The sequence below is a fragment of the Actinomadura sp. GC306 genome, assembly GCF_004348665.1.
In the GTDB taxonomy this organism is placed as follows: domain Bacteria; phylum Actinomycetota; class Actinomycetes; order Streptosporangiales; family Streptosporangiaceae; genus Spirillospora.
Genome location: NZ_SMKM01000033.1, coordinates 15,498 through 35,071 on the forward strand (window position 1 = coordinate 15,498; position 19,574 = coordinate 35,071).

A 19,574-nucleotide genomic window follows, 5' to 3' on the forward strand; every position below is an offset into this window, starting at 1 on the left:
CGCTCAGGAGAGGGCGGCCTCCAGCGCGGCGGCGATGCCGCAGAGCCGCTCCTCGCCGCCCGCGGGGCCGATGAGCTGGACGGACGCGGGCAGATGCGAGCCCGGCAGCGGCACCGGCAGCGCGAACGCCGGCAGCCCCGCGACGTTGACCTGCCCGTTCAGCGAGGTCAGCAGCAGGTCGGAATGGTCGTCGTCGTCCGGTTCCGGGGTGCCGACGGGCAGCACGGGCAGCGCGATCGCGGCGTGCCGGGCGAGGATCGCGTCGAGCTCCGCCCTGATCGCCGCGCGGATGCGGACCGCCCAGTCGAAGCGCCCGGCCTCGACCACGTCCTGGAGCTGCTGCAGCCGCCGGTGGATCCGCCCGCTCATCTTCGGCGGCTCCGTCATCAGGTGGGCGTTCTGCCGCCACCCCTCCTCGGCGACGTAGAAGCCGTTGGCCGTGGCGGCGTCGTAGTAGTGCTCGGACGTCACGTCGGTGATCGGGCCGAGGCGGCGCAGCGCGTCGTCCACGGCGGCGTCGATCGCCGGGTCGATGTCGAAGGCCCGGTCGTCCAGGCGCAGCCGCGCGATCGGCGTGGACTCCTCGTACGGCACGGGCGCGAACCCCGGCTCGATGAGGCGCATCCCGAGGACGACGGCGGCGACGTCGCGGCCCATCGGCCCGACCGTGTCCAGCGTCGGCGCCAGCGGGTAGACGCCGTCGAGGGGGACGCGGCCGCTGGTGGTCTTCAGCGCCGCGATGCCGCAGCACGCCGCGGGAATCCGAACGGAGCCCGACGTGTCGGTGCCGAACGCGACGTCGGCCTCCCCCGTCGCGACGGCGACCGCGGAGCCGCTGGACGAGCCGCCCGGGATGCGGGACGGGTCCAGCGGGTTCACCGGCGTGCCCGTCCACGGGTTGACGCCGTCGGCGGCCACGCACAGCTCGTTGAGGTTCGTCTTCCCGGCGACGCGGGCGCCCTGCGCGCGGGCGGAGGCGACGACGGGGGCGTCCGCGGCGGCGGGCTCGGCGCTTTCCGCGACGGCCTCGCAGCCCGCGGTGGTGGGCAGCCCCGCGACGTCGATGGCGTCCTTGACGGCGAGCCGGGGGCCGTCCCCCGGCTCGTCCGTCCTGATGATCCAGGTCGTCATCGGGCCAGCATCCCAGACGTCAGCCGACGTCCTCGGCCAGCATCAGCCACTCCTCCTCGACCGCGGCGGCCTCCGCCTGGACGTCCTTCAGCCGGGCGTCGAGCTCCTGGAGCTTCGTGTAGTCGGTGGCGTGCGCGGCGAGCTGCTCGTGCAGCGCGGCCTCCTGCCCGGTGAGCTTCTCCAGCCGGCGTTCGAGCCGGTCGAGCTCCTTGCGGGCCTTCCAGTCCTGCCCGCCGGCCTTGGGCTTGGCCCCGCCGGCCTTGGGCTTCGCCGCGGCGGGCGCGACCTTCGCCGCGGGGGTCGCCGCCCCGGCGGAGCGCGCGGGCTTCGGGGCGTCGCCGGCGGCGCGGCGTTCGAGGTACTCGTCGACGCCGCCGGGCAGCATCGACACGCGGCCGTCGCCGAGCAGCGCCACGACGTGGTCGGTGATGCGCTCCAGGAAGTACCGGTCGTGGCTGACGACGAGCAGCGTGCCGGGCCAGCCGTCCAGGAGGTCCTCGACCTCGGTGAGGGTCTCGATGTCGAGGTCGTTGGTGGGCTCGTCCAGAAGCAGGACGTTGGGCTCGCCCATCAGGAGGCGAAGGATCTGCAGGCGGCGGCGTTCACCGCCGGACAGGTCGCCGATGGGCGTCCACTGCCGGTCGCCCTGGAAGCCGAGGCGTTCGAGGAGCTGGCTCGCGGTCCACTCGCGCTTGCCGACGGTGATGCGGCGCCGGATCTCCTCGACCGATTCGAGGACGCGCCGGGCGGGGTCGAGGTCTTCGAGGTTCTGCGACAGGTGCGCGAGCTGAACGGTCTTGCCCCGCACCACCTTCCCCGCGAGCGGCGCCACCGACCCGTCGAGCAGCCGCAGCAGGGTGCTCTTGCCGCTGCCGTTGACGCCGACGAGGCCGATCCGGTCGCCCGGGCCGATGCGCCAGGTCATGCCGTCGAACAGGGTGCGGCGAGTGTCGCCCTCCCCCACCGCGACGGTCACGTCCTCCACGTCGTAGACGGTCTTGCCGAGCCGCGCGGTCGCGAAACGGGTCAGCTCGACCGCGTCGCGCGGCGGCGGCTCGTCCGCGATGAGCGCCTGCGCGGCGTCGACCCGGAACTTCGGCTTGGACGTGCGGGCCTGCGGGCCGCGCCGCAGCCACGCCAGCTCCTTGCGCAGGAGATTCTGCCGCTTGGCCTCGGTGGCGGCGGCGATCCGGGAGCGCTCGGCCTTCGCCAGGACGTAGGCGGAGTAGCCGCCCTCGTAGCGTTCGACGCGGCCGTCGACGACCTCCCACGTCCGCTCGGTGACCTCGTCCAGGAACCAGCGGTCGTGCGTGACGACGAGCAGCGCGGTTCCGCGGTCCTTCAGGTGCCGGGCCAGCCAGGCGATCGCCTCGATGTCGAGGTGGTTGGTCGGCTCGTCCAGCAGGAGCAGGTCGGAGTCGGGGACGAGCAGCCGGGCCAGCGCGACGCGGCGGCGCTCCCCGCCGGACATGCCGGCGAGCGGCGCGTCCAGGTCGAGGTCGGGGACCAGGCCGCCGAGGACGTCGCGGGCGCGGACGTCGCCCGCCCATTCGTGCTCGGCGCGGTCGCCCAGCACGACGGAGCGGACCGTCGCGCCCTCGGGGAACTCGTCCCGCTGGGACAGGAGGCCGAGCCGCAGCCCGCGCGTGTGGGTGACGCGCCCGCTGTCGGGTTCGGTCTCGCGCGCGACGACGGACACGAGCGTGCTCTTGCCGCCCCCGTTGCGGCCGACGACCCCGACGCGGTCTCCCTCGTCGAGGCCGAGGGAGACCGCGTCGAGCAGCGGCTTGGGCCCGTAGGACTTGGCGACGTTCTCAAGATTGATCAGATTCACGGCGCCATCAGTCTATTCAGCTCCGGCGAGCCGATCGTGCGGTGCTCAGGGCCCGTACGGCCCCTGCTGGCCGTGGCTCTGTGGACCGTGGCCCGGCGGCCCGTAGCCGGGGGGTCCGTAGCCGGGAGGCGGCGGAGGGGTCTGCTTGTTCCGTTTCGAGGACGCGGCCACGATGACGACCACCGCGGCCCCGACCACGAGGAGGACCAGGAGGAGCAGGGCCAGCAGCAGGGCGAAGGACATCATGAAGCCTCGCCCTCGCTTCGCACCCTGACCGCGGCCTGCGGCGCGCGGTGGGCGGTCGAACCGGGAGCATTGCGGCGGAGGGCGCGGTCACGGCGTACGGCCAGCAGGAGCAGCGTCGCCATCATCGCGATCGCCACGAGGCCGAGCAGCCCGGACAGGTACGTCATCGGTCCACCTCGTCTGAGGGAATCGGTGTCATGGGTACAAGACGTCCGCCGCGGGCACCAAGTTCGCTTGTATGACGAGCGCAGCTACCGCGGCCGCCGCCGAACCCGGCCGCAGCGGGGCCGTACCGGGGACGCGGCAGGGACGTACCGGGTCAGACCACCGTCGCGCCGGGGACGGGCCCGGACGCCCGCAGCACCTGCGCGGCGACGCCCGCGCCGGCCAGCCCGTCCGCGAGGCCGGCCGCGTCCTCCTCGGTCTCGGCGAGGAACGCGCAGGTCGGGCCGGACCCGGAGACGAGCGCGCCGACCGCGCCGAAGTCGCGGCCCGCGTCCAGCACCCGCTCCAGGGCGGGCCGCAGCGACAGCGCCGCCTCCTGCAGGTCGTTGGTCAGCGCGGCGCCGAGGCCCTTGGCGTCGCCGGTGGCGAGCGCGGTCATCAGCTCCTCCGAGACGCCCGGCCGGGGCGCGGGCTCGCCGCGCAGCTCGCGCAGCCGGTCGCACTCGGCGTAGACGGCTGGGGTGGACAGCCCCCCGTCGGCGGTCGCGAACACCCAGTGGAAGGTGCCGCGGGTGAGCGCGGACGTGAGCTGCTCGCCGCGGCCGACACCGACGGCGGTGCCGCCGAGGACGGCGAACGGCACGTCGCTCCCGATCTCCGCGCCGAGCTCGATGAGGTCGTCCCGGGTGAGGACGGGGGCGTCGCGGTCGTCCCACAGCCGGGCGCAGGCGACGAGCGCGGCGGCGGCGTCGGCGCTGCCGCCCGCCATGCCGCCCGCGACCGGGATCGCCTTGCGGATGCGGAGCGACACCAGCGGCTCGACGCCCAGCCGCGCGGCGACGAGCCGGGCGGCGCGGGCGGCGAGATTGTCCTCGTCGTCGGGAACGCCCTCGACGGCCACCCGCGAGTACGGCGCCGCCTGGACGCTCACCTCCAGGCGGCCGGCGTCCGCCGCGGTGACCTCGTCGAACAGGGACACCGCGTGGAACACGTTGACGAGGTCGTGGTAGCCGTCCTCGCGGAGCGGCCCCACGCCGAGCTGGAGGTTGACCTTGGCGGGGACGCGTACCGTCACTGCGTTCACGCCGGAAACCCTACGGCCTCCGGACCTCCCGGGGGGAGCGGGGGATCAGCCGCCGCTGGTGACCGGGAGGTTGCGCGGGTTGAAGTACGGGGTCGTGGCGAGTTCGCGGAGCGCCGACAGGGCGTGCTTGTCGCCGGTCACGGCGAAGGAGCGGCGCCGGTCGCGGGCGTTCTTCGCGCGCTCGTCCGAGTTGAAGTAGACGACGGCCTTGACCTGCGGGTCCTGCAGCGTCTTGGACGCCTCGCGGAGCCATTCGGCGCGGCGCTCGCCGTAGGCCGCCGGCACGCCGAACTCGGCGATCATGATGGGCTTGGGCCGGTCCCGCGCCCACTGCATGAACAGCTTCAGCGACTCCGAGAGGTCGCGGTAGTCGTAGTCGGCGCCGGGCTGCGCGTCCGCGCAGATCCAGTCCACGTGGTCGTCGCCGGGGTAGTACGCGCCGGCGTCGGCCCCGCCGAACCCGCGGGCGGTCGGGCACCACACCCAGGCGACGTTGTGGACCTGCTCGCGCTCGAAGACCTGCCGCAGGTGCTTCCACGCGGCGACGAAGTCCGCCGGGGAGTGGACGCGCTTCTTCGCCGACGCGGTCTCCATGTCCCGCGACCAGCGCAGGAAGATCGGCTGCCCCAGTTCCTTGACGGCGCGGGCGCGGCGCTGGATCACCTCGTCGTACTCGCCTTGCACGATCTTGCGGGTGTCGGCGCCGCCCCAGGTCAGCAGCAGGTAGCGGTCGCCGTCGGCGACGGACTTCTCCAGGCCGGCGGGGAAGTCGTCCCCCCAGCCCCGGTAGCTCTGCACGATGTCGAGCCGCCGCCCGAGCTCGCGTTCGAAGCCGGTGACGGGCGCCATGACCGGCTTGCCGGACGCCGAGGCCGAAGCCGAAGCCGAAGCCGAAGGGGACGCGGAGGGGGACGCCGAGCCGCCGTCCTTCCCGCCGTCGCCGCTCTTCTTCCGGTCGCCGCCGTCCGGCGGCACCCAGGCCCCGAAGTAGGCGCCCTCCTTCGGCGGGGTGGGCGCCACGCCCGCCCGCGCCGTCGTCGTGATCGTCGGTGCCGCGCCCGCGCCGCCGCCGCAGCCCGCCGCCACCGTCGCGATCATCGCCGCGGTGGCGAGCAGTGCCGTCCCCGCGATCGGCAACCTCGCCCGCGCCGTCCGCGAACGCGCCCTCACCATCGACCTCCGCTCGTACCGACCCCGTGCCCCCGGGAACGGATGTGTCACCCCGCCGCGCCGAACCGCGTCCTGCGGGTCGCCGGGATCAACTGCCCGGACTTGAAGGACCATACTCGGCAATGCGGGCGAAGGCGGCCACGTTCAGAGCTTCGCCCCTCGCCCGGGGATCGACGCCCGCGGCGCGCAGCGCCTCCTCCGCGGCGGGCGCGGACCCGGCCCAGCCCGCGAGCGCCGCCCGCAGCGTCTTGCGGCGTTGCGCGAACGCCGCGTCGACCACCGCGAACACCTGCGCGCGGGTCGCCGTGGTCGGCGGCGGCTCCCGGCGGGTGAACGCGACGAGCCCCGAGTCGACGTTCGGCGCGGGCCAGAACACCGCGCGGCCGACGGCCCCGGCCCGGCGCGCCTCGCCGAACCAGGCGAGCTTCACCGACGGCACGCCGTAGACCTTGCCGCCGGGCGGCGCGACCATCCGGTCGGCGACCTCCGCCTGCACCATGACGAGCGCGGACCGCAGCGACGGCTGCGTCGCCAGCAGGTGCAGCACGACCGGCACCGCGACGTTGTAGGGCAGGTTCGCGACGAGCGCCGTGGGCGCCGGCCCCGGCAGGTCTGTGATCTTCATCGCGTCGGCGCGCACGACCTCCAGCCGGTCCGCGGCATCGGGCGCCCGCGCCGCGACCGTGGCGGGCAGCTCGGCGGCCAGCACCGCGTCGATCTCCACCGCGACGACGCGCCGGACCTCGGCGAGCAGCGCCAGCGTCAGCGACCCGAGCCCGGGACCGACCTCCAGGACGACGTCGTCAGGCGCCAGCCCGGCCGACCGGACGATCCGCCGGACGGTGTTGGCGTCGATGACGAAGTTCTGCCCGAGCGTCTTGGTCGGCCGGATGCCGAGCCGTCCGGCCAGTGCCCGCACCTCCGCCGGCCCGAGCAGGCGCGTTGTCTCCCCCACGGGACAAGTGTCCCAGCTCAGGAGAACAGAAACTTCCCGCAGTGCGGCCACTGGCCCTGCCAGCGCCCGTTGACCTTGTTGTAGAGCTGCTGCGCGCGGTAGGTCTGCTCGTCGGGGCTGGCGTCGGACGGCCTGCCCGTCCCGCCGACCGACTGCCACGTGGCCATGGAGAACTGGTAGAGGCCGTAGTACCCGGCCGGGTTCACGGCCTTCGGGTTCCCGCCGGACTCGCACTTGGCCAGGCCCGCCCAGTTCAGCCGGGCCGCCGCGCCGCCGCCCGCCGACTTCGGGCCGACCGCGAGGATCTGCGTCACGGGCTTGCGCTTCACCTTCTGCGCGAGGACCTTCTTGACCTTGCGGGTCCGGCCCTTCTTGTCCTTGCGCGGCACGTACGCCCACTTCACGATCTTGACGCCGGCGCGGCCCTCCCGCACGACCTTCTCGCTCCACGGCGGCACCGAGTCGCTCTTCTTGCGCACCGTCTTGTGCGGCGTCTTCACGACCGTCAGCTTCGGCTTCGACAGCAGCCGCGCGATCTTCACGAGCTCCCCGGCGGGCTGGTCCGCCGCCGGCTTGACCAGGTCGTACGGGCCGAGCTTGATACCCGCTTCGTCCAGGACCTGCCGGACGGTCGTGCCGGTCGTCATCGCCTCGGTCTGCTCGCCGTCGACCACGATGACGACCTTGTGCGGCGCGGGCGGCGTGCTCGCGGCCGGGTCGGCCGCGGCCACGTTGTTCTTGGCCGCGGATCCGTCGCCGCCGCAGGCCGTCGCCAGCAGTGCCACCGCCACCAGGACGGACGCGGCGGAGGCCGCGGGAGTCCGGCGGGCGGGCTCGGAGAGCACGGGTTTCCAGAGCACGGATTTCCAGAGCACGGGGAGTTCCTCCAGGGGGCGGGCCAGGGGGTGCCCGTTCAACGGCCAGAGACTAGAGCCACCCGCCCCGCCTCCGCCACCTCAACGCCCACACGGGCTTCTGGCGGAACGCTCCGCCGGGGAGGCGCGTCGAAGGGATCATGCTTAGGGTCCGGCTGGTCGCGCTCACCCTGTTCGCCGGGAGCGTCGCCGCGATGCTGTTCTGGCCGGTCGTCATCACCTACACGCTTGTACTCGGCGAGAAGGCGACCGCGTCCGTCCAGCGCTGCGAGTGGGGCCCGCCCAGGGCCAAGGGGGGACGCCAGCTGACCTGTACCGGCACGTGGCGCACCGAGGGCGGCGGATCCGGCGAGGGCGAGATCTACGGTCTCGACGAGGAGGACGCCGGCACGGACGTCGCCGTGCGGATCGGCCCCATGGGGCCCTACGCGGGCGGCTTCGTCAGAAACGGGTACCTCTTCCTCACGGCGGTCCCCCTCCTGCTCATGCCGTTCGTCATGTTCTGGGCGCTGCGGGTCACCCTGGCGTCCGGCCGGAGACTCGCCAAGTCCCTGCTCGCGGATCCCGCCGCCGGGACGGTGCTCATCGTCTCCGGGGACGAGGTGTCCCATGCGGACGGCCTCCCCCACGCCGCCCTGGGCCCGCCCGGTCCACCGCCGCCCGGGCACCGGCCGGTCGAGGTACCGGGCCGCCGCCGCCGGCTGTTCGACCGCTCCGGCTTCGACAAGGCGGCCGGGATCAACCGGGACGCGAACGAGTTCCGCGCCCTGACCGACCCTCACGGGCGAACGCTCGCGGTCGTCGAGTACCGGTCGGCCGAGGACCTCGAACCGGAGGACGCGCTGCTGGATCCGTCCGGTGCTCCGCTGGCGCTGATCCGCAGGCTCGCCCCCGCACCGCGCGCCTACGAGATCCTCGACCCGGGCGGGGCGCTCATCGGCTCCGCCGCCGCCATCGGCGGCAAATTCTCCAGCAGCCTGCGGCTGACGGACGCGCAGGGCGCCACGGCCGCGACCATCGCGCACACCGGGCGGCGGTGCGTGATCCGCGTGGAGCGAACGGCGCGGCCACCGTTCCGCGACGTCGCGATCGTCATCGCCTTCGCGACCTTCCGCACCACGGACTGACCGCCCCCTCACCAGGGGCCGAAGACGCGCTCCCCGTTCGCGGCGATCGCGGTGCACAACTCGGCGACGTCCACGCCCTTGATCTCCGCCATCGCGCGGACCGTGTGCGGGATCAGGTACGACGCGTTCGGCTTCCCCCGGTGCGGGATCGGCGTCAGGAACGGCGCGTCGGTCTCGACGAGCAGCAGGTCGAGCGGCGCCGCCCGCAGGGCCTCGCGGAGCGGCTCGGCGTTCTTGAACGTGACGTTCCCCGCGAAGCTCATCACGTAGCCGCGCTCGGCGCAGACCTCCGCCATGGCGGCGTCACCGGAGAAGCAGTGGAAGACGACGCGCTCCGGCGCGCCCGCGTCCGCGAGGACGGCGAGGACGTCGTCGTGGGCCTCCCGGTCGTGGATGACCAGCGCCTTGCCGGTCCGCTTGGCGATCTCGATGTGCGCGCGGAACGAGCGGTGCTGGTCGTCCTTCGGCGCCCAGTCGCGGTAGTAGTCCAGGCCGGTCTCGCCGATCGCGCGGACCTTCGGGTGCGCGGCGAGCCGCTCGACGTCGCGCAGGACGGCGTCCTCGACCCCGGTCGTCTCGTTCGGGTGGATCGCGACCGCCGCGTACACGTCGTCGAAGTCGGCGGCGGCCTCCACCGCGAACCGCGAGGACGGCAGGTCGCAGCCGATCGTGACGATGCGGGTGACGCCGGCCGCCTTCGCCGACGCGAGCTGCTCCTGCACGGGCGTGTCGACGATGTCGAGGTGGCAGTGGCTGTCGAACACGTCCACCGGGAGGCGCTCGGGAAGCGGCGGGAACGAGCGCGAGGACTGCCCGTCCGCGTTCCGGCTCACGGATTCTCCAGCCGCGCGAGCTCCTCGTCCACGACGGACGCGTCCAGCTTCTTGAACAGCGGGACCGGCTTGGCCAGCGGGACGCCCGGCTTGATCGGGGCGGACTCCCAGCGCGCCTCGGTGGCGTAGTCGCCGGTCAGGACGCGGTAGTCCGGCCCGCCGTCCTCGGAGACCGTCTTCAGCTCCGGCATGCCGCTCCACACGCCCTCGCCGCCGAGCATCTCGTAGACCTTCTGCGAGGAGTTCGGCAGGAACGGCGTCAGCAGCGACTTGGCGTCGTCGACGACCTGCAGTGCGGTGTGCAGGATCGACTGGACGCGCGCCGGGTCGTCCTTGAGCTTCCACGGCGCCTGGTCGGACAGGTAGCGGTTGGCGTCGCGGACGACGTCCAGCGCCTCGGTGATCGCGTTCTTGAACCGGGACCGCTCCAGCTCGGCGCCCACGGCCGCGAACGCGTTGCGGCTGCGCTCCATCAGCGCGCGGTCGGCGTCGGTGAGGTCGCCCGGCTCCGGGATCGCGCCGAAGTTCTTCGCCGCCATGTTCACCGACCGGTTGACGAGGTTGCCCCACGCGGCGACGAGCTCGTCGTTGTTGCGGCGGACGAACTCCGACCACGTGAAGTCGGTGTCCTGGTTCTCCGGCCCGGCGACGGCGACGTAGTAGCGCAGCGCGTCGACGTCGTAGCGGGCGAGGAAGTCCTGCACGTAGATGACGACCTGGCGGGACGAGGAGAACTTCTTGCCCTCCATCGTCAGGAACTCCGACGACACGACCTCCGTCGGGACGTTCAGCTCGCCGAGCGACCCCGGCTTGCCGCCCCGGTCGCCCTTGCCGCTGTAGCCGAGCAGCATCGCCGGCCAGATCTCGGCGTGGAAGACGATGTTGTCCTTGCCCATGAAGTAGTAGGACAGGGCGTCCGGGTCCTGCCACCAGGCGCGCCACGCCTCCGGGTCGCCGGAGCGGCGGGCCCACTCGACGGACGCGGAGAAGTAGCCGACGACCGCGTCGAACCACACGTACAGCTTCTTGGCGGGGTTGTCGCGCCAGCCGTCCAGCGGGATCGGGACGCCCCAGTCGAGGTCGCGGCTGATCGCGCGGGGCTGCAGGTCGTCCAGCAGGTTCAGCGCGAACTTCAGCACGTTCGGCCGCCACGCCAGCGCCCCGCCCTGCTTGCCGCGCAGGTACCGGCCGAGGACCTCGGTGAACGCGGGCAGGTCGAGCATGAAGTGCTCGGTCTCGACGAACTTCGGCTTCTCCCCGTTGATCCGCGACACCGGATTGATCAGGTCGACGGGGTCGAGCTGGTTGCCGCAGTTGTCGCACTGGTCGCCGCGCGCGCCGTCGTACCCGCAGATCGGGCAGGTGCCCTCGATGTAGCGGTCCGGCAGGGTGCGGCCGGTGGACGGCGAGATCGCGCCCATCGTCTTCTGCGGGAAGATGTAGCCGTTGTCGTACAGGCCCTTGAAGATCTCCTGGACGACGGCGTAGTGGTTGAGCGTGGTGGTCCTGGTGAACAGGTCGTAGGACATGCCGAGGCCGTGCAGGTCCTCGGCGATGACGCCGTTGTAGCGGTCGGCGAGCTCGCGGGCGGACACGCCCTCCTTGTCGGCCTGCACCTGGATCGGGGTGCCGTGCTCGTCGGTGCCGCTGACCATCAGGACCTTGCTGCCCGCCATCCGCTGGTAGCGCGCGAACATGTCGGCGGGCAGCGCGAAACCGGAGACGTGCCCGATGTGACGGGGCCCGTTGGCGTACGGCCATGCGGGCGCGGTCAAGATGTGACGGCTTGACGAGGACATGGGATCAAGGGTAGTCGCGTCGCGGGGGGCGATGTGCGCCAGTAGCCTGGTCCGGCGTCCGGCGGGCAGGACGCCCTTCCCGCACCAGCAGGCACCCTGGAAGGCAGAACCGAGGCATGCCCCACACCCAGGCCGACCGGCAGGCGGACGAGCAGGCCGACGAGCAGGCCGACCAGCAGGCCGACGAGCAGGCCGGCCGGCGGGCGGCCGGCGCGACGAGGGACCCCGGCCCGGCCGGGCGGCGCCCGTCCCCGGCCGCACGGGTCGCCGGGCGGCTGCGGCGGACGCGGCGGGTCGTGTGGCTGTCCCTGCTGGTCTCGGTGGCCGCGATCGCCGTGCAGTGGGTGCTGCTGACACCGCCGCTGTACTTCGACCCGTACTACGTGTGGCTCGCCGCGGGCTCCTGGCCCGACATCCCGCTCACAACGTGGCCGTTCAACGAGGTGCCGCACCAGGTCACCCGGCTCGGCCTCGTGCTGCCGGCGCGGCTCGTCCAGGAGGTCCTCGGGCCCGGCCAGGCGGCCTACTTCGTCGTCGCAGCGCTCGGCGGCTGCGCGTTCTTCACCGGGACGTACCTGGTCGTCCGGTCGCTGTTCGGGGACGTGGCGGGGATCGCGTCGGCGGCGGTCCTGCTCGTCCACCCGTTCTTCACGATGACCAACCCGTTCGGCCACGAGATCACCTGGTCGACCGGGGTGGTGCTGCCGGACATGCCGGGCGCCGGGCTGTTCGCGCTCGGCATGGCGGGCCTCGTCGCCGCGAGCCGCCGGACCGGACGGGCGCAGACCCGGCTGCTGCTCGCGGCCGGGGTGTGCCTCGGCGCGTCGTTCCTCGTCCGGGAGTTCCTGGCGTTCCTGTTCCTCGCCATCCCGGTGTACCTGGCGCTGCTGCGCATACCGTGGCGCCGCAACGTCACGGTCGGCGCGCCGATGCTCGCGATCCTGGCCTTCAACCTGATCCACAACCAGCTCGTGTGGGGGACGCCCCTCGCCGGGCTCGTCTCCGCCGCCACGCACGGCGGCCAGTCGCGCGACTACGTGACGCGCGAACTGGCGCTCCGCTCCTTCCCGCGCGCCATGCACGACTGGCACGCGCTGGGCGCCGTCTTCACCGTCGCGCTGGTGCTGACGATCGTCGGCTGGGCCGTCACCCGGGACCGGCGGCTCGCGCTGGTCCTGGCGTGGTTCTTCACCCTGGCCGTGCCGCTGACGCTGTTCTCCGGCGTCCTCGACCCGAACGACATCAAGCTGCGGGCCTGGCTTCAGCGGTACTGGTTCGCGGTGCTTCCCGCGCTGCTGGCGGGCGGGTTCGGGTCGCTGATCCTGATGTTCCGGATGCTGCCGTCCGGGCTGCTCTCCCGGCTGCGGCTCTCCCGGCTGCGGCTCTCCCGGTTGCGGCCGCGGTCGCGCGCCGTCCGCCGGGCCGCCGTCGCGGCGGTGGCGGTCGCGCTGGGCGGGACGTACGCGGTCGCCGCGGTCAGCGCCGTCCCCGACCTGCCGCGCGACAAGGCGTGGCGCGAGCTGCGCGGCTACCTCGCCGAGCACCGCGACATCACGCTGATCTGCGCCGACCGGCGGCTGGCGCAGACCCTCACGTTCTACACGCGGGACGTGTGGGGCGAGCGGGTGTGGGACGGCGAGATCCGCGACTTCCCGCACTACCTGCCGAAGGTGCCGTGGAACGCGCAGGAGGGGCCGATGCTGTACACGCGCTGGCGCGGCATGGAGTCGCAGATCGCGTCCGGCTGGCGCCCGTCCGACCACGGCTGGACGCTCCGCTGGCGCTCCTCCGACGGGATCCTCCAGATCTGGAACCCGCCGCCCGCCACCGGCACCGGCACCGGCACCGGCACCGGCACCGGCACCCCGGCCTGACGGCTAGCGGGACCAGGCCGCCCAGTCGCCGCTGACGGTGCGGCGGCTGTCGACGACGTGCCAGCCGGGCGGGGCGCCGTGCGGCCAGGACGCGGTCGCGGGGACGTCGTCCGGCCACGCGAGGACGATGAGGTCCGCGTCCTGCGGCGGCGGCGTCCAGCGGGCGTCGAAGACGCGTCCCTCGCTCCACCACGCCCAGTAGTAGTGCGAGAGCCGAATCGTCCACGGGACGTTCCAGTCGACGGCGATGGAGCGCTGCTCGCGCAGGTCGACGCTCCGCCTGAGGTCGGTGTGCGCGGTCGCCTCGCGCACCAGCGGGCGGGCGATGCGGTCGGTGGCGGTGACGCTCATCCCGATCCCGACGGCGGCGAGGACGGCGGCGAGCACGGGCGGGCCGTGCCGCCGCGGCCGGGCGAACACCACCGCCGCGACCAGGATGAGGAGCCCGGCGGCGGTGGCGTGCCACAGGTGGAACTCGGCCCAGTCCCAGGTGAGGAACGCCGTCTCGGGGAAGTCGTAGGCCGTGTAGGTGTACAGGCTGAGCAGGTCGCCCGCGTACCACTGGACGACGCACGCGGCGGCGAGGGTCAGCGCGACCGCCGCCGCAGCGGCCCCCAGCAGCGCGCGCTGCGACGCGCGCAGCAGGACCGCGACCCCGGCGGCGAACAGCACGGGCGTGATGCAGGCGAGGTAGCGGCCGTAGACGTAGTTGCCGATGCGGTACTCGACCGGCAGCGCCGCCGAGGTGGCGAACGCGATGCCCGCGACGACCGCGATGACGGCGAGGGCGAGCGCGCGCGTCCGGCCGGGGGTGCCGGGCACCGCGGACGCGGCGCGCGGACGGAACACGGCGAACGCGACGGCGGCCAGCCCGACCGCCGCGACACCGCCGGTCGCGACGGCCTGGTACCAGACCTGGCCGGTGCCGAGCGACGTCATCCAGGCCCAGCCGTCCCCGGTGGTGAGCCGCCGGACGACGTTGGCGCCGAGGTCGTTGTCGCCGTGCGGGTACATGTGCGGCAGCAGCGACCGGTTCAGCAGCGTCGCGGCGGCCGTCCCCGCGGCCGCGGCGAGCACCGCGACAGAGACGGCGCCCCCGCGGCGCCACCGGCACACCAGCGCGGCGGCCAGCAGCGCCACGTGCGCGACCAGCAGGATCGCGCCCCGCGAATGGCACGCGTGGGCGTACGCGACGAGCAGGGAGGCGCCCGCACCGGCCAGGTGCAGGCGGACGGCCGAACCCCGGTCCGCGGGCGGCGGGGCGTTCAGCCAGGTGTGGACGAGCAGCAGCCACCCGACGACGATCACCGGCAGAATCGCGTCGGTCAGCACGAACTCGGAGTAGAACAGCACGCACGGCAGCAGCGCGGTCACGTGCGCGAACACGTACGACCACCGCCGGCGGACCCCGAGGCGGCGCAGCAGCAGGTGGCCGAGCGGCAGCATCAGCGCGCTGACCAGCGCGTTGATCACCAGCGCGCCCCGGTACACGGCGACCGGGCCGTCGCCGGCGAGCAGCGCGGGCAGGAGCAGCAGCGGGTATCCGCCGCGGTAGACCGTGCCGGACGACATGTCGGCGTCGGGCCCGCCGGTCAGCACCCGGGCGGCGAACAGGTAGCCGGACTCGTCGGGCGTCGCGACCGGCACCGTCTGCGCGGAGCCCAGCCAGAGCCGCACCGCGACCTGCGCCAGCCAGCCGAGGCCGAACAGCAGGGCCCAGCGGCGGCGACTCGGCCGGGCGGGGCCCGCGTCCGGCCCGGCGGGCGCGGACGACGGGCGCGCGACGGCGGTGGACGCGGAATCGGCGCCCGCCGGTATTCGCGTGCTCATCGACGTACGGACCCCCGGTACACGGACGTGCGGAAAGCGAAGATCTCCCGTGGCCCAGCGTGGCACGGCCCGTGCGGGCTCCGGTCCCCCGGCCCGAAACGCTCAGCCGACTTTCGGTTTGCGCGGCGGCCCGCCCCGGCCGCCGTTCCGCCGGCGGGAGGCTAGGCGTCGTCCTCCGCGGCGGCCTTGCGGATGCCGACCTTCGCGCCGTCCAGCTCATCGGCCAGCTCGCCGACCGGCTCGCCGTCCTGCCCGGCGTCGGCCGCCGCGCCCTTGGCGACCTTCTGCGCGGCGGCGTCCACGACCCCGGCGGCCTCTTCGGCCGGGTCGGTGAGCGGCGGGTGCTGGCGGCGGCGGATGCCGAGGATGCTGACGAACAGCGACGCGAAGATGGCCTGGAAGCTCATCACGAGCGCGGTCGCGGCGGGCACGACGATGCGCAGCGAGTGCCGCGGGTCCAGCTCGCCGAAGCTGTTGACGCGCCAGTGCAGCAGCGACGCGACGAGACCGGCCAGACCGGCGACGGCGAGCAGGCCGCCGAGCAGCAGGCCGCGTTCCAGGCTCCACCAGTCGATGATCTTCTGCACGCGGCTGTCGTGCGGCAGGAATCCCTCCTGCATCGCGTACACCTTCGTGAGCAGCGCGAACAGCACCGCCTGGAAGCCGATGACCAGCGCGGCGCCGGCGCCGACGAGGGTGTCGACGTCGAACGCGATCTCCCCGACCTCGACCGGGCCGGTCGACAGCGCGATCCCGGCGACCAGTCCGAGCGTCATGAATACAAGGCCCGGGATGAGGAAGAGCCAACGAGGGCTGTAGAGCAGGAGGAAGCGCAGATGACGCCAGCCGTCGCGCCAGGTGTTCAGGTGCGGGGCCCGCGTGCGGCCGTCGGGCGACAGCGTCGTCGGCACCTCGCGGATGTCGTAGCCCTGCAGCGTGGCCTTGACGACCATCTCGCTGGCGAACTCCATGCCGCCGGTCTGCAGCCCGAGCCGCATGATCGATTCCTTGTTGAAGGCGCGCAGCCCGCAGTGGAAGTCGCCGATCTTGCTGCGGAAGAACAGCCGGCCGACGAAGCTGAGCACCGGGTTGCCGAGGTAGCGGTGCAGCGGCGGCATGGCGCCCTCGGCGATGCCGCCCTTGAAGCGGTTGCCCATCACGAGGTCGGCGCCGTCGCGCAGCTCGTCCAGGAACGGCCCGAGGGTGGTGAAGTCGTAGGAGTCGTCGGCGTCCCCCATGGCGACGTACTTGCCGCGCGCGGCGGCGATGCCGCCCATCAGCGCGTTGCCGTACCCCTTGTCGATCACCGGCACGACACGCGCGCCGGCGTCGCGGGCGAGCTGCTGGCTGCCGTCGGTGCTGCCGTTGTCGGCGATGACGACCTCGCCGTCGATGCCCTTGTCCTCGAAGAACCCGATCGTCTTGCGGACGCAGGTCTCGACCGTCTCGGCCTCGTTCAGACATGGCATCACTACGGAGAGTTCCACGCGATCTCCTTCGTTACCCCTGGTGACCGTCTGCGGTGTTTTCCACTAATCTCATTTGTTCCGCGGTGCGGCCCGTCGTCGGTTCATGATGCCTGCCGGGGACGGGTAATGATGGCCGCTCTCGTCAAGAGCACCCGTATCGTGTTGCGCACTTGCAACCGAAAGACCCTCACCGCCACGGTCGCGGGCGGCAGGCTAGGACGTCAAGCATACGGGCACAGCGGCCCGGAAAGGTTGGGTCGGTTGTGACGCGCGCCGGAGAACGCAGTGCCACCGGACCGGGGGCCGGACACCACAGGGGAGGTGCGGCAGTGGCGGGCGAACCAGCACGGGGGACGGCGTCCGGCGGCGTGCCGGGCACCGCGCCGGACGGCGCCGCGCGGGGCGACGCGGAGCCGGGGGGCGAGTCCGCGAAGGTCATCGGCCCACGCCGCGACACGCCCGGCGGGACGAAAGCCGCCGGCAATTCGGACGACCCACTTTCGGTCGACCCGAAAAGCGGCCAACGTACCGGTCTGAAGTCCGGTTTCACTCTCGGCCGGGGCCGCGGACTGTGGACGCTGGCGCGCCGGCACCCGGCATTCAGTGTGATCATCGCCACAGCGACGCTGCTCCGCGTCGTGACGATGCTCGGCTACCAGCCGGTGATGTATTTCAACGACAGCTTCGATTACCTGCACGTCGCGACCGAGCCGTACCCGCACCCGCTGCGCCCGAACGGTTACGCATTTTTGCTCCTCCTGCTGAAGCCTTTCCATAGCTTTGCGCTGGTCGCCGCCGTCCAGCACCTCATGGGCCTGTCCATGGGCGTGATGATCTACGCGCTGCTGCGGCGCCGGTTCGGGCTGCCGGGCTGGGGCGCCGCGCTCGCCGCCGCGCCGGTCCTGCTGGACGCCTACCAGCTCCAGCTTGAGCACCTCGTCCTGTCCGACACGATGTTCACCTTCCTGGTGGTGAGCGCGGTCACGCTGCTGCTGTGGCACGACCGCCCGTCCTGGAAGATCGCGGCCGCGGTCGGGCTGCTGGTCGGGCTCGCGTGGCTGACCCGCTCGGTCGGGATGCCGGTGCTCCTCGGCGTGCTGCTGTTCATGCTGGTCCGGCGCAGCGGCTGGAGGCTGATGGGCGTCACGCTCGCGGCCTGCATGCTGCCCGTCCTCGCCTACATGGGCTGGTACAAGGCGGAGAACGGCAAGTTCACCATGACCGAGAGCAACGGGATCTTCCTGTACGCCCGGGTCTACAAGTTCGCCGACTGCCACAAGATGAAGGACCTGCCGGTCCGCGAGTACCCGCTGTGCACCGAGCCGGCGAACCGCCTGCCCAACTCGCAGGACGGCATCTGGAACGCCCTGTCCCCGCTGAACCGCTCCCCCGGCACCCGCTTCGGCCCGGAGAACAACGCGCTCAGCAACGACTACGCCAAGCGGGCGATCACCTCCCAGCCGGGCGACTACCTGCGGGTGGTCGCGTACGACTTCTTCCGCGTGTTCCGGTGGGAGCGGACGGTCTTCCCCGACCCCGCGACGTACTCCCAGTACGAGTTCCGCAAGACGCCCACCAGGACGCTGCCCGACTGGCAGATGGACGCCAACTCGATCGCGTCCGCGGAGGCGAAGGCGTACGAGCGCGGCGACGCCGAGACCCGCGTGGTGGAGCCGTTCGGCGCCGTCGCCCGCGGCTACCAGGACGTCTTCTACCTGCGCGGGACGATGGTCGGCGGCATCCTGCTCATCGGCCTCGCCGGGCTGGTCCCGCTGTGGCGGCGCTTCGGCGGCCAGGCGGCGCTGCCGTGGACGCTCGCGACCGGCCTGCTGCTGGCACCGGCGGCCACCGCCGAGTTCGACTACCGGTACGTGCTGCCCGCCGTCCCGCTGGCGGCGCTCGCCGCGGGCATCGCGTTCTCCCCCGAGGTCCGCGGCACGGTCGCGGGCTGGCGGCGCCGCCGCGGCACCGAGGCCCCCGCACCGCCGGTCCCGGTCGAGCAGCCCGAGACCAAGGTCCCGGAGGTCGCGGCCAAGTAGGCCCCCGCTACCAGGCGTGCATGCGGCGAAGGTGGAACACCATCGCCACGTCCTCGCCGCCGCGCGCCCGGGGCACCTCCGCGTGCGCGACCGGCCGCGCCGCGAGCGCCTTGACGTTCTGGCTCTGGCAGGCGGTGCAGCACCGGTCCAGCCAGGGCGTCATGCACGGGTGCCCGCCGCGCTCGTAGACGACGGCCTCGTTCCCGTGCCCGTCGGCGCAGTGCCGGACCTCCAGCTCCTCCGTCCAGGCCGCCGAGCAGTTCAGGCACTCGAAGGTCCAGCTCTCATGGCTCGTCCAGGTAGTCCGCACGACCGATTCCCCCTCGGTCCCCCATCCCGATGTTCCGAGTGGGTTTATTCCCTGAACAAGCAGGCCGCACCGCCAGAAGCCGGTTACTTTCTCGCCTGCACGACGGCGTCGTAGACGACACGCTTGGGGACGGCGTTCTCCTTGGCGACGTCCACGATCGCCTGCTTGCGGGGCGTCCCGGCGTCCACCCGGGCGGCGACGGCGGCCGCGAGGTCGGCCGGGTCCGTGAGCCCTTCCGGCTCCGGCGCTCCGCCGACCACCAGCGTGATCTCGCCGCGCACACCCTCGTCGGCCCACGCGGCGAGTTCGCCGAGCGTCCCGCGGCGGACCTCCTCGTAGGTCTTGGTCAGCTCCCGGCAGACGGCAGCGGGCCGATCCGCTCCGAACACGTCCGCCATTTCGGCAAGCGTGCCGGCGAGCCGCCGCGGCGATTCGAAGAAGACGAGCGTCCGCGGCTCACTCGCCAGCGCGGCCAGCCGCCGCGCCCGCTCCCCGGTCTTACGCGGCGGGAACCCCTCGAAGCAGAACCGATCCGTGGGCAACCCGGACACCGCCAGAGCCGCGGTCACCGCGGAAGGCCCCGGCAGCACCGAGACCGGCACCCCCTCGGCGACGGCCGCCCGCACCAGCCGATACCCCGGATCCGACACGCCCGGCATCCCCGCATCGGTGATCACCAGAACATCGCGCCCGCCCAGCAACTCCCCCAGCAGCTCCTCGGCCCGAGCCTTCTCGTTCTGCTCGTAATAGGAGACGACCCGCCCGGAAAGCTCCACCCCGAGCTCCCCGGCCAACCGCCGCAACCGCCGAGTGTCCTCGGCCGCAACGACGGC

At 73.0% G+C, this 19,574-nt stretch carries 17 protein-coding genes; 3 read left to right on the forward strand and 14 right to left on the reverse strand.

What is annotated here, in order from left to right; genetic code table 11:
* Nucleotides 1–3: 3 nt before the first annotated feature.
* The 8 genes from E1200_RS07800 to E1200_RS07830 form a co-directional block, all read right to left on the reverse strand.
* Nucleotides 4–1,131, reverse strand: a complete 1,128-nt coding sequence (locus E1200_RS07800) for an amidase (RefSeq protein ID WP_131951128.1) — start codon at nt 1,129–1,131, stop codon at nt 4–6.
* A 19-nt stretch (nt 1,132–1,150) separates the two neighbouring features.
* The gene (locus E1200_RS07805) at nt 1,151–2,965 is read right to left on the reverse strand and encodes an ABC-F family ATP-binding cassette domain-containing protein (protein WP_131951129.1); all 1,815 of its coding nucleotides are present in this window, start codon (nt 2,963–2,965) and stop codon (nt 1,151–1,153) included.
* A 45-nt stretch (nt 2,966–3,010) separates the two neighbouring features.
* Nucleotides 3,011–3,211, reverse strand: a complete 201-nt coding sequence (locus tag E1200_RS34315) for a hypothetical protein (RefSeq protein WP_207933232.1) — start codon at nt 3,209–3,211, stop codon at nt 3,011–3,013.
* Nucleotides 3,208–3,378, reverse strand: coding sequence for a hypothetical protein (locus E1200_RS33570; RefSeq protein ID WP_165950238.1), 171 nt, complete (start codon nt 3,376–3,378; stop codon nt 3,208–3,210). Before E1200_RS33570 ends, E1200_RS34315 begins: the two co-directional genes overlap by 4 nt.
* A 152-nt stretch (nt 3,379–3,530) precedes the next feature.
* Nucleotides 3,531–4,451, reverse strand: a complete 921-nt coding sequence (locus E1200_RS07815; protein ID WP_131951139.1) for a 4-(cytidine 5'-diphospho)-2-C-methyl-D-erythritol kinase — start codon at nt 4,449–4,451, stop codon at nt 3,531–3,533.
* Nucleotides 4,452–4,505: 54 nt separating this feature from the next.
* A complete protein-coding gene (locus E1200_RS07820; RefSeq protein ID WP_243708400.1) occupies nt 4,506–5,633 on the reverse strand; it encodes a hypothetical protein in 1,128 nt (375 codons plus the stop codon).
* Nucleotides 5,634–5,718: 85 nt separating this feature from the next.
* On the reverse strand, nt 5,719–6,585 hold the full coding sequence (rsmA, locus tag E1200_RS07825) for a 16S rRNA (adenine(1518)-N(6)/adenine(1519)-N(6))-dimethyltransferase RsmA (protein WP_131951130.1): 867 nt from the start codon (nt 6,583–6,585) through the stop codon (nt 5,719–5,721).
* A 17-nt stretch (nt 6,586–6,602) separates the two neighbouring features.
* A complete protein-coding gene (locus E1200_RS07830; protein WP_243708401.1) occupies nt 6,603–7,502 on the reverse strand; it encodes a resuscitation-promoting factor in 900 nt (299 codons plus the stop codon).
* A 98-nt stretch (nt 7,503–7,600) separates the two neighbouring features.
* Between E1200_RS07830 and E1200_RS07835 the strand changes: the two genes are divergently transcribed.
* Nucleotides 7,601–8,587: a hypothetical protein gene (locus tag E1200_RS07835; RefSeq protein ID WP_131951131.1), complete on the forward strand. Its 987-nt coding sequence runs from the start codon at nt 7,601–7,603 to the stop codon at nt 8,585–8,587.
* An 8-nt stretch (nt 8,588–8,595) separates the two neighbouring features.
* Here E1200_RS07835 and E1200_RS07840 read toward each other — a convergent pair whose 3' ends face one another.
* Nucleotides 8,596–9,420, reverse strand: a complete 825-nt coding sequence (locus E1200_RS07840; RefSeq protein ID WP_131951132.1) for a TatD family hydrolase — start codon at nt 9,418–9,420, stop codon at nt 8,596–8,598.
* Nucleotides 9,417–11,219: a methionine--tRNA ligase gene (gene metG, locus E1200_RS07845; protein WP_131951133.1), complete on the reverse strand. Its 1,803-nt coding sequence runs from the start codon at nt 11,217–11,219 to the stop codon at nt 9,417–9,419. Before metG ends, E1200_RS07840 begins: the two co-directional genes overlap by 4 nt.
* Nucleotides 11,220–11,335: 116 nt before the next feature.
* On the opposite strand from metG, the gene E1200_RS07850 reads away from it, so the two are divergent.
* Nucleotides 11,336–13,093, forward strand: a complete 1,758-nt coding sequence (locus tag E1200_RS07850) for a glycosyltransferase family 39 protein (RefSeq protein WP_131951134.1) — start codon at nt 11,336–11,338, stop codon at nt 13,091–13,093.
* Nucleotides 13,094–13,096: 3 nt separating this feature from the next.
* On the opposite strand, the gene E1200_RS07855 is transcribed toward E1200_RS07850, so the two are convergent.
* Together E1200_RS07855 and E1200_RS07860 are read right to left on the reverse strand one after the other, a co-directional pair.
* Complete coding sequence (locus tag E1200_RS07855) at nt 13,097–14,923, reverse strand: hypothetical protein (RefSeq protein ID WP_131951135.1); 1,827 nt, start codon at nt 14,921–14,923, stop codon at nt 13,097–13,099.
* Between the two features lie 161 nt (nt 14,924–15,084).
* Nucleotides 15,085–16,410 carry a glycosyltransferase family 2 protein gene (locus E1200_RS07860; RefSeq protein ID WP_243708402.1) on the reverse strand — a complete coding sequence of 442 codons (1,326 nt, stop codon included), beginning with the start codon at nt 16,408–16,410 and terminating at the stop codon, nt 15,085–15,087.
* Nucleotides 16,411–16,721: 311 nt separating this feature from the next.
* Here E1200_RS07860 and E1200_RS07865 point away from each other — a divergent pair, with 311 nt between their 5' ends.
* Nucleotides 16,722–18,431: a glycosyltransferase family 39 protein gene (locus E1200_RS07865; protein WP_243708403.1), complete on the forward strand. Its 1,710-nt coding sequence runs from the start codon at nt 16,722–16,724 to the stop codon at nt 18,429–18,431.
* Nucleotides 18,432–18,438: 7 nt separating this feature from the next.
* Here the strand turns inward: E1200_RS07865 and E1200_RS07870 are convergent, their stop codons facing one another.
* Both E1200_RS07870 and rsmI read right to left on the reverse strand, forming a co-directional pair.
* Nucleotides 18,439–18,741, reverse strand: a complete 303-nt coding sequence (locus tag E1200_RS07870) for a hypothetical protein (protein ID WP_131951136.1) — start codon at nt 18,739–18,741, stop codon at nt 18,439–18,441.
* 83 nt (nt 18,742–18,824) lie between these two features.
* Nucleotides 18,825–19,574: 16S rRNA (cytidine(1402)-2'-O)-methyltransferase (gene rsmI / locus E1200_RS07875; RefSeq protein WP_131951137.1), on the reverse strand; the 750-nt coding region annotated here is incomplete at its 5' end.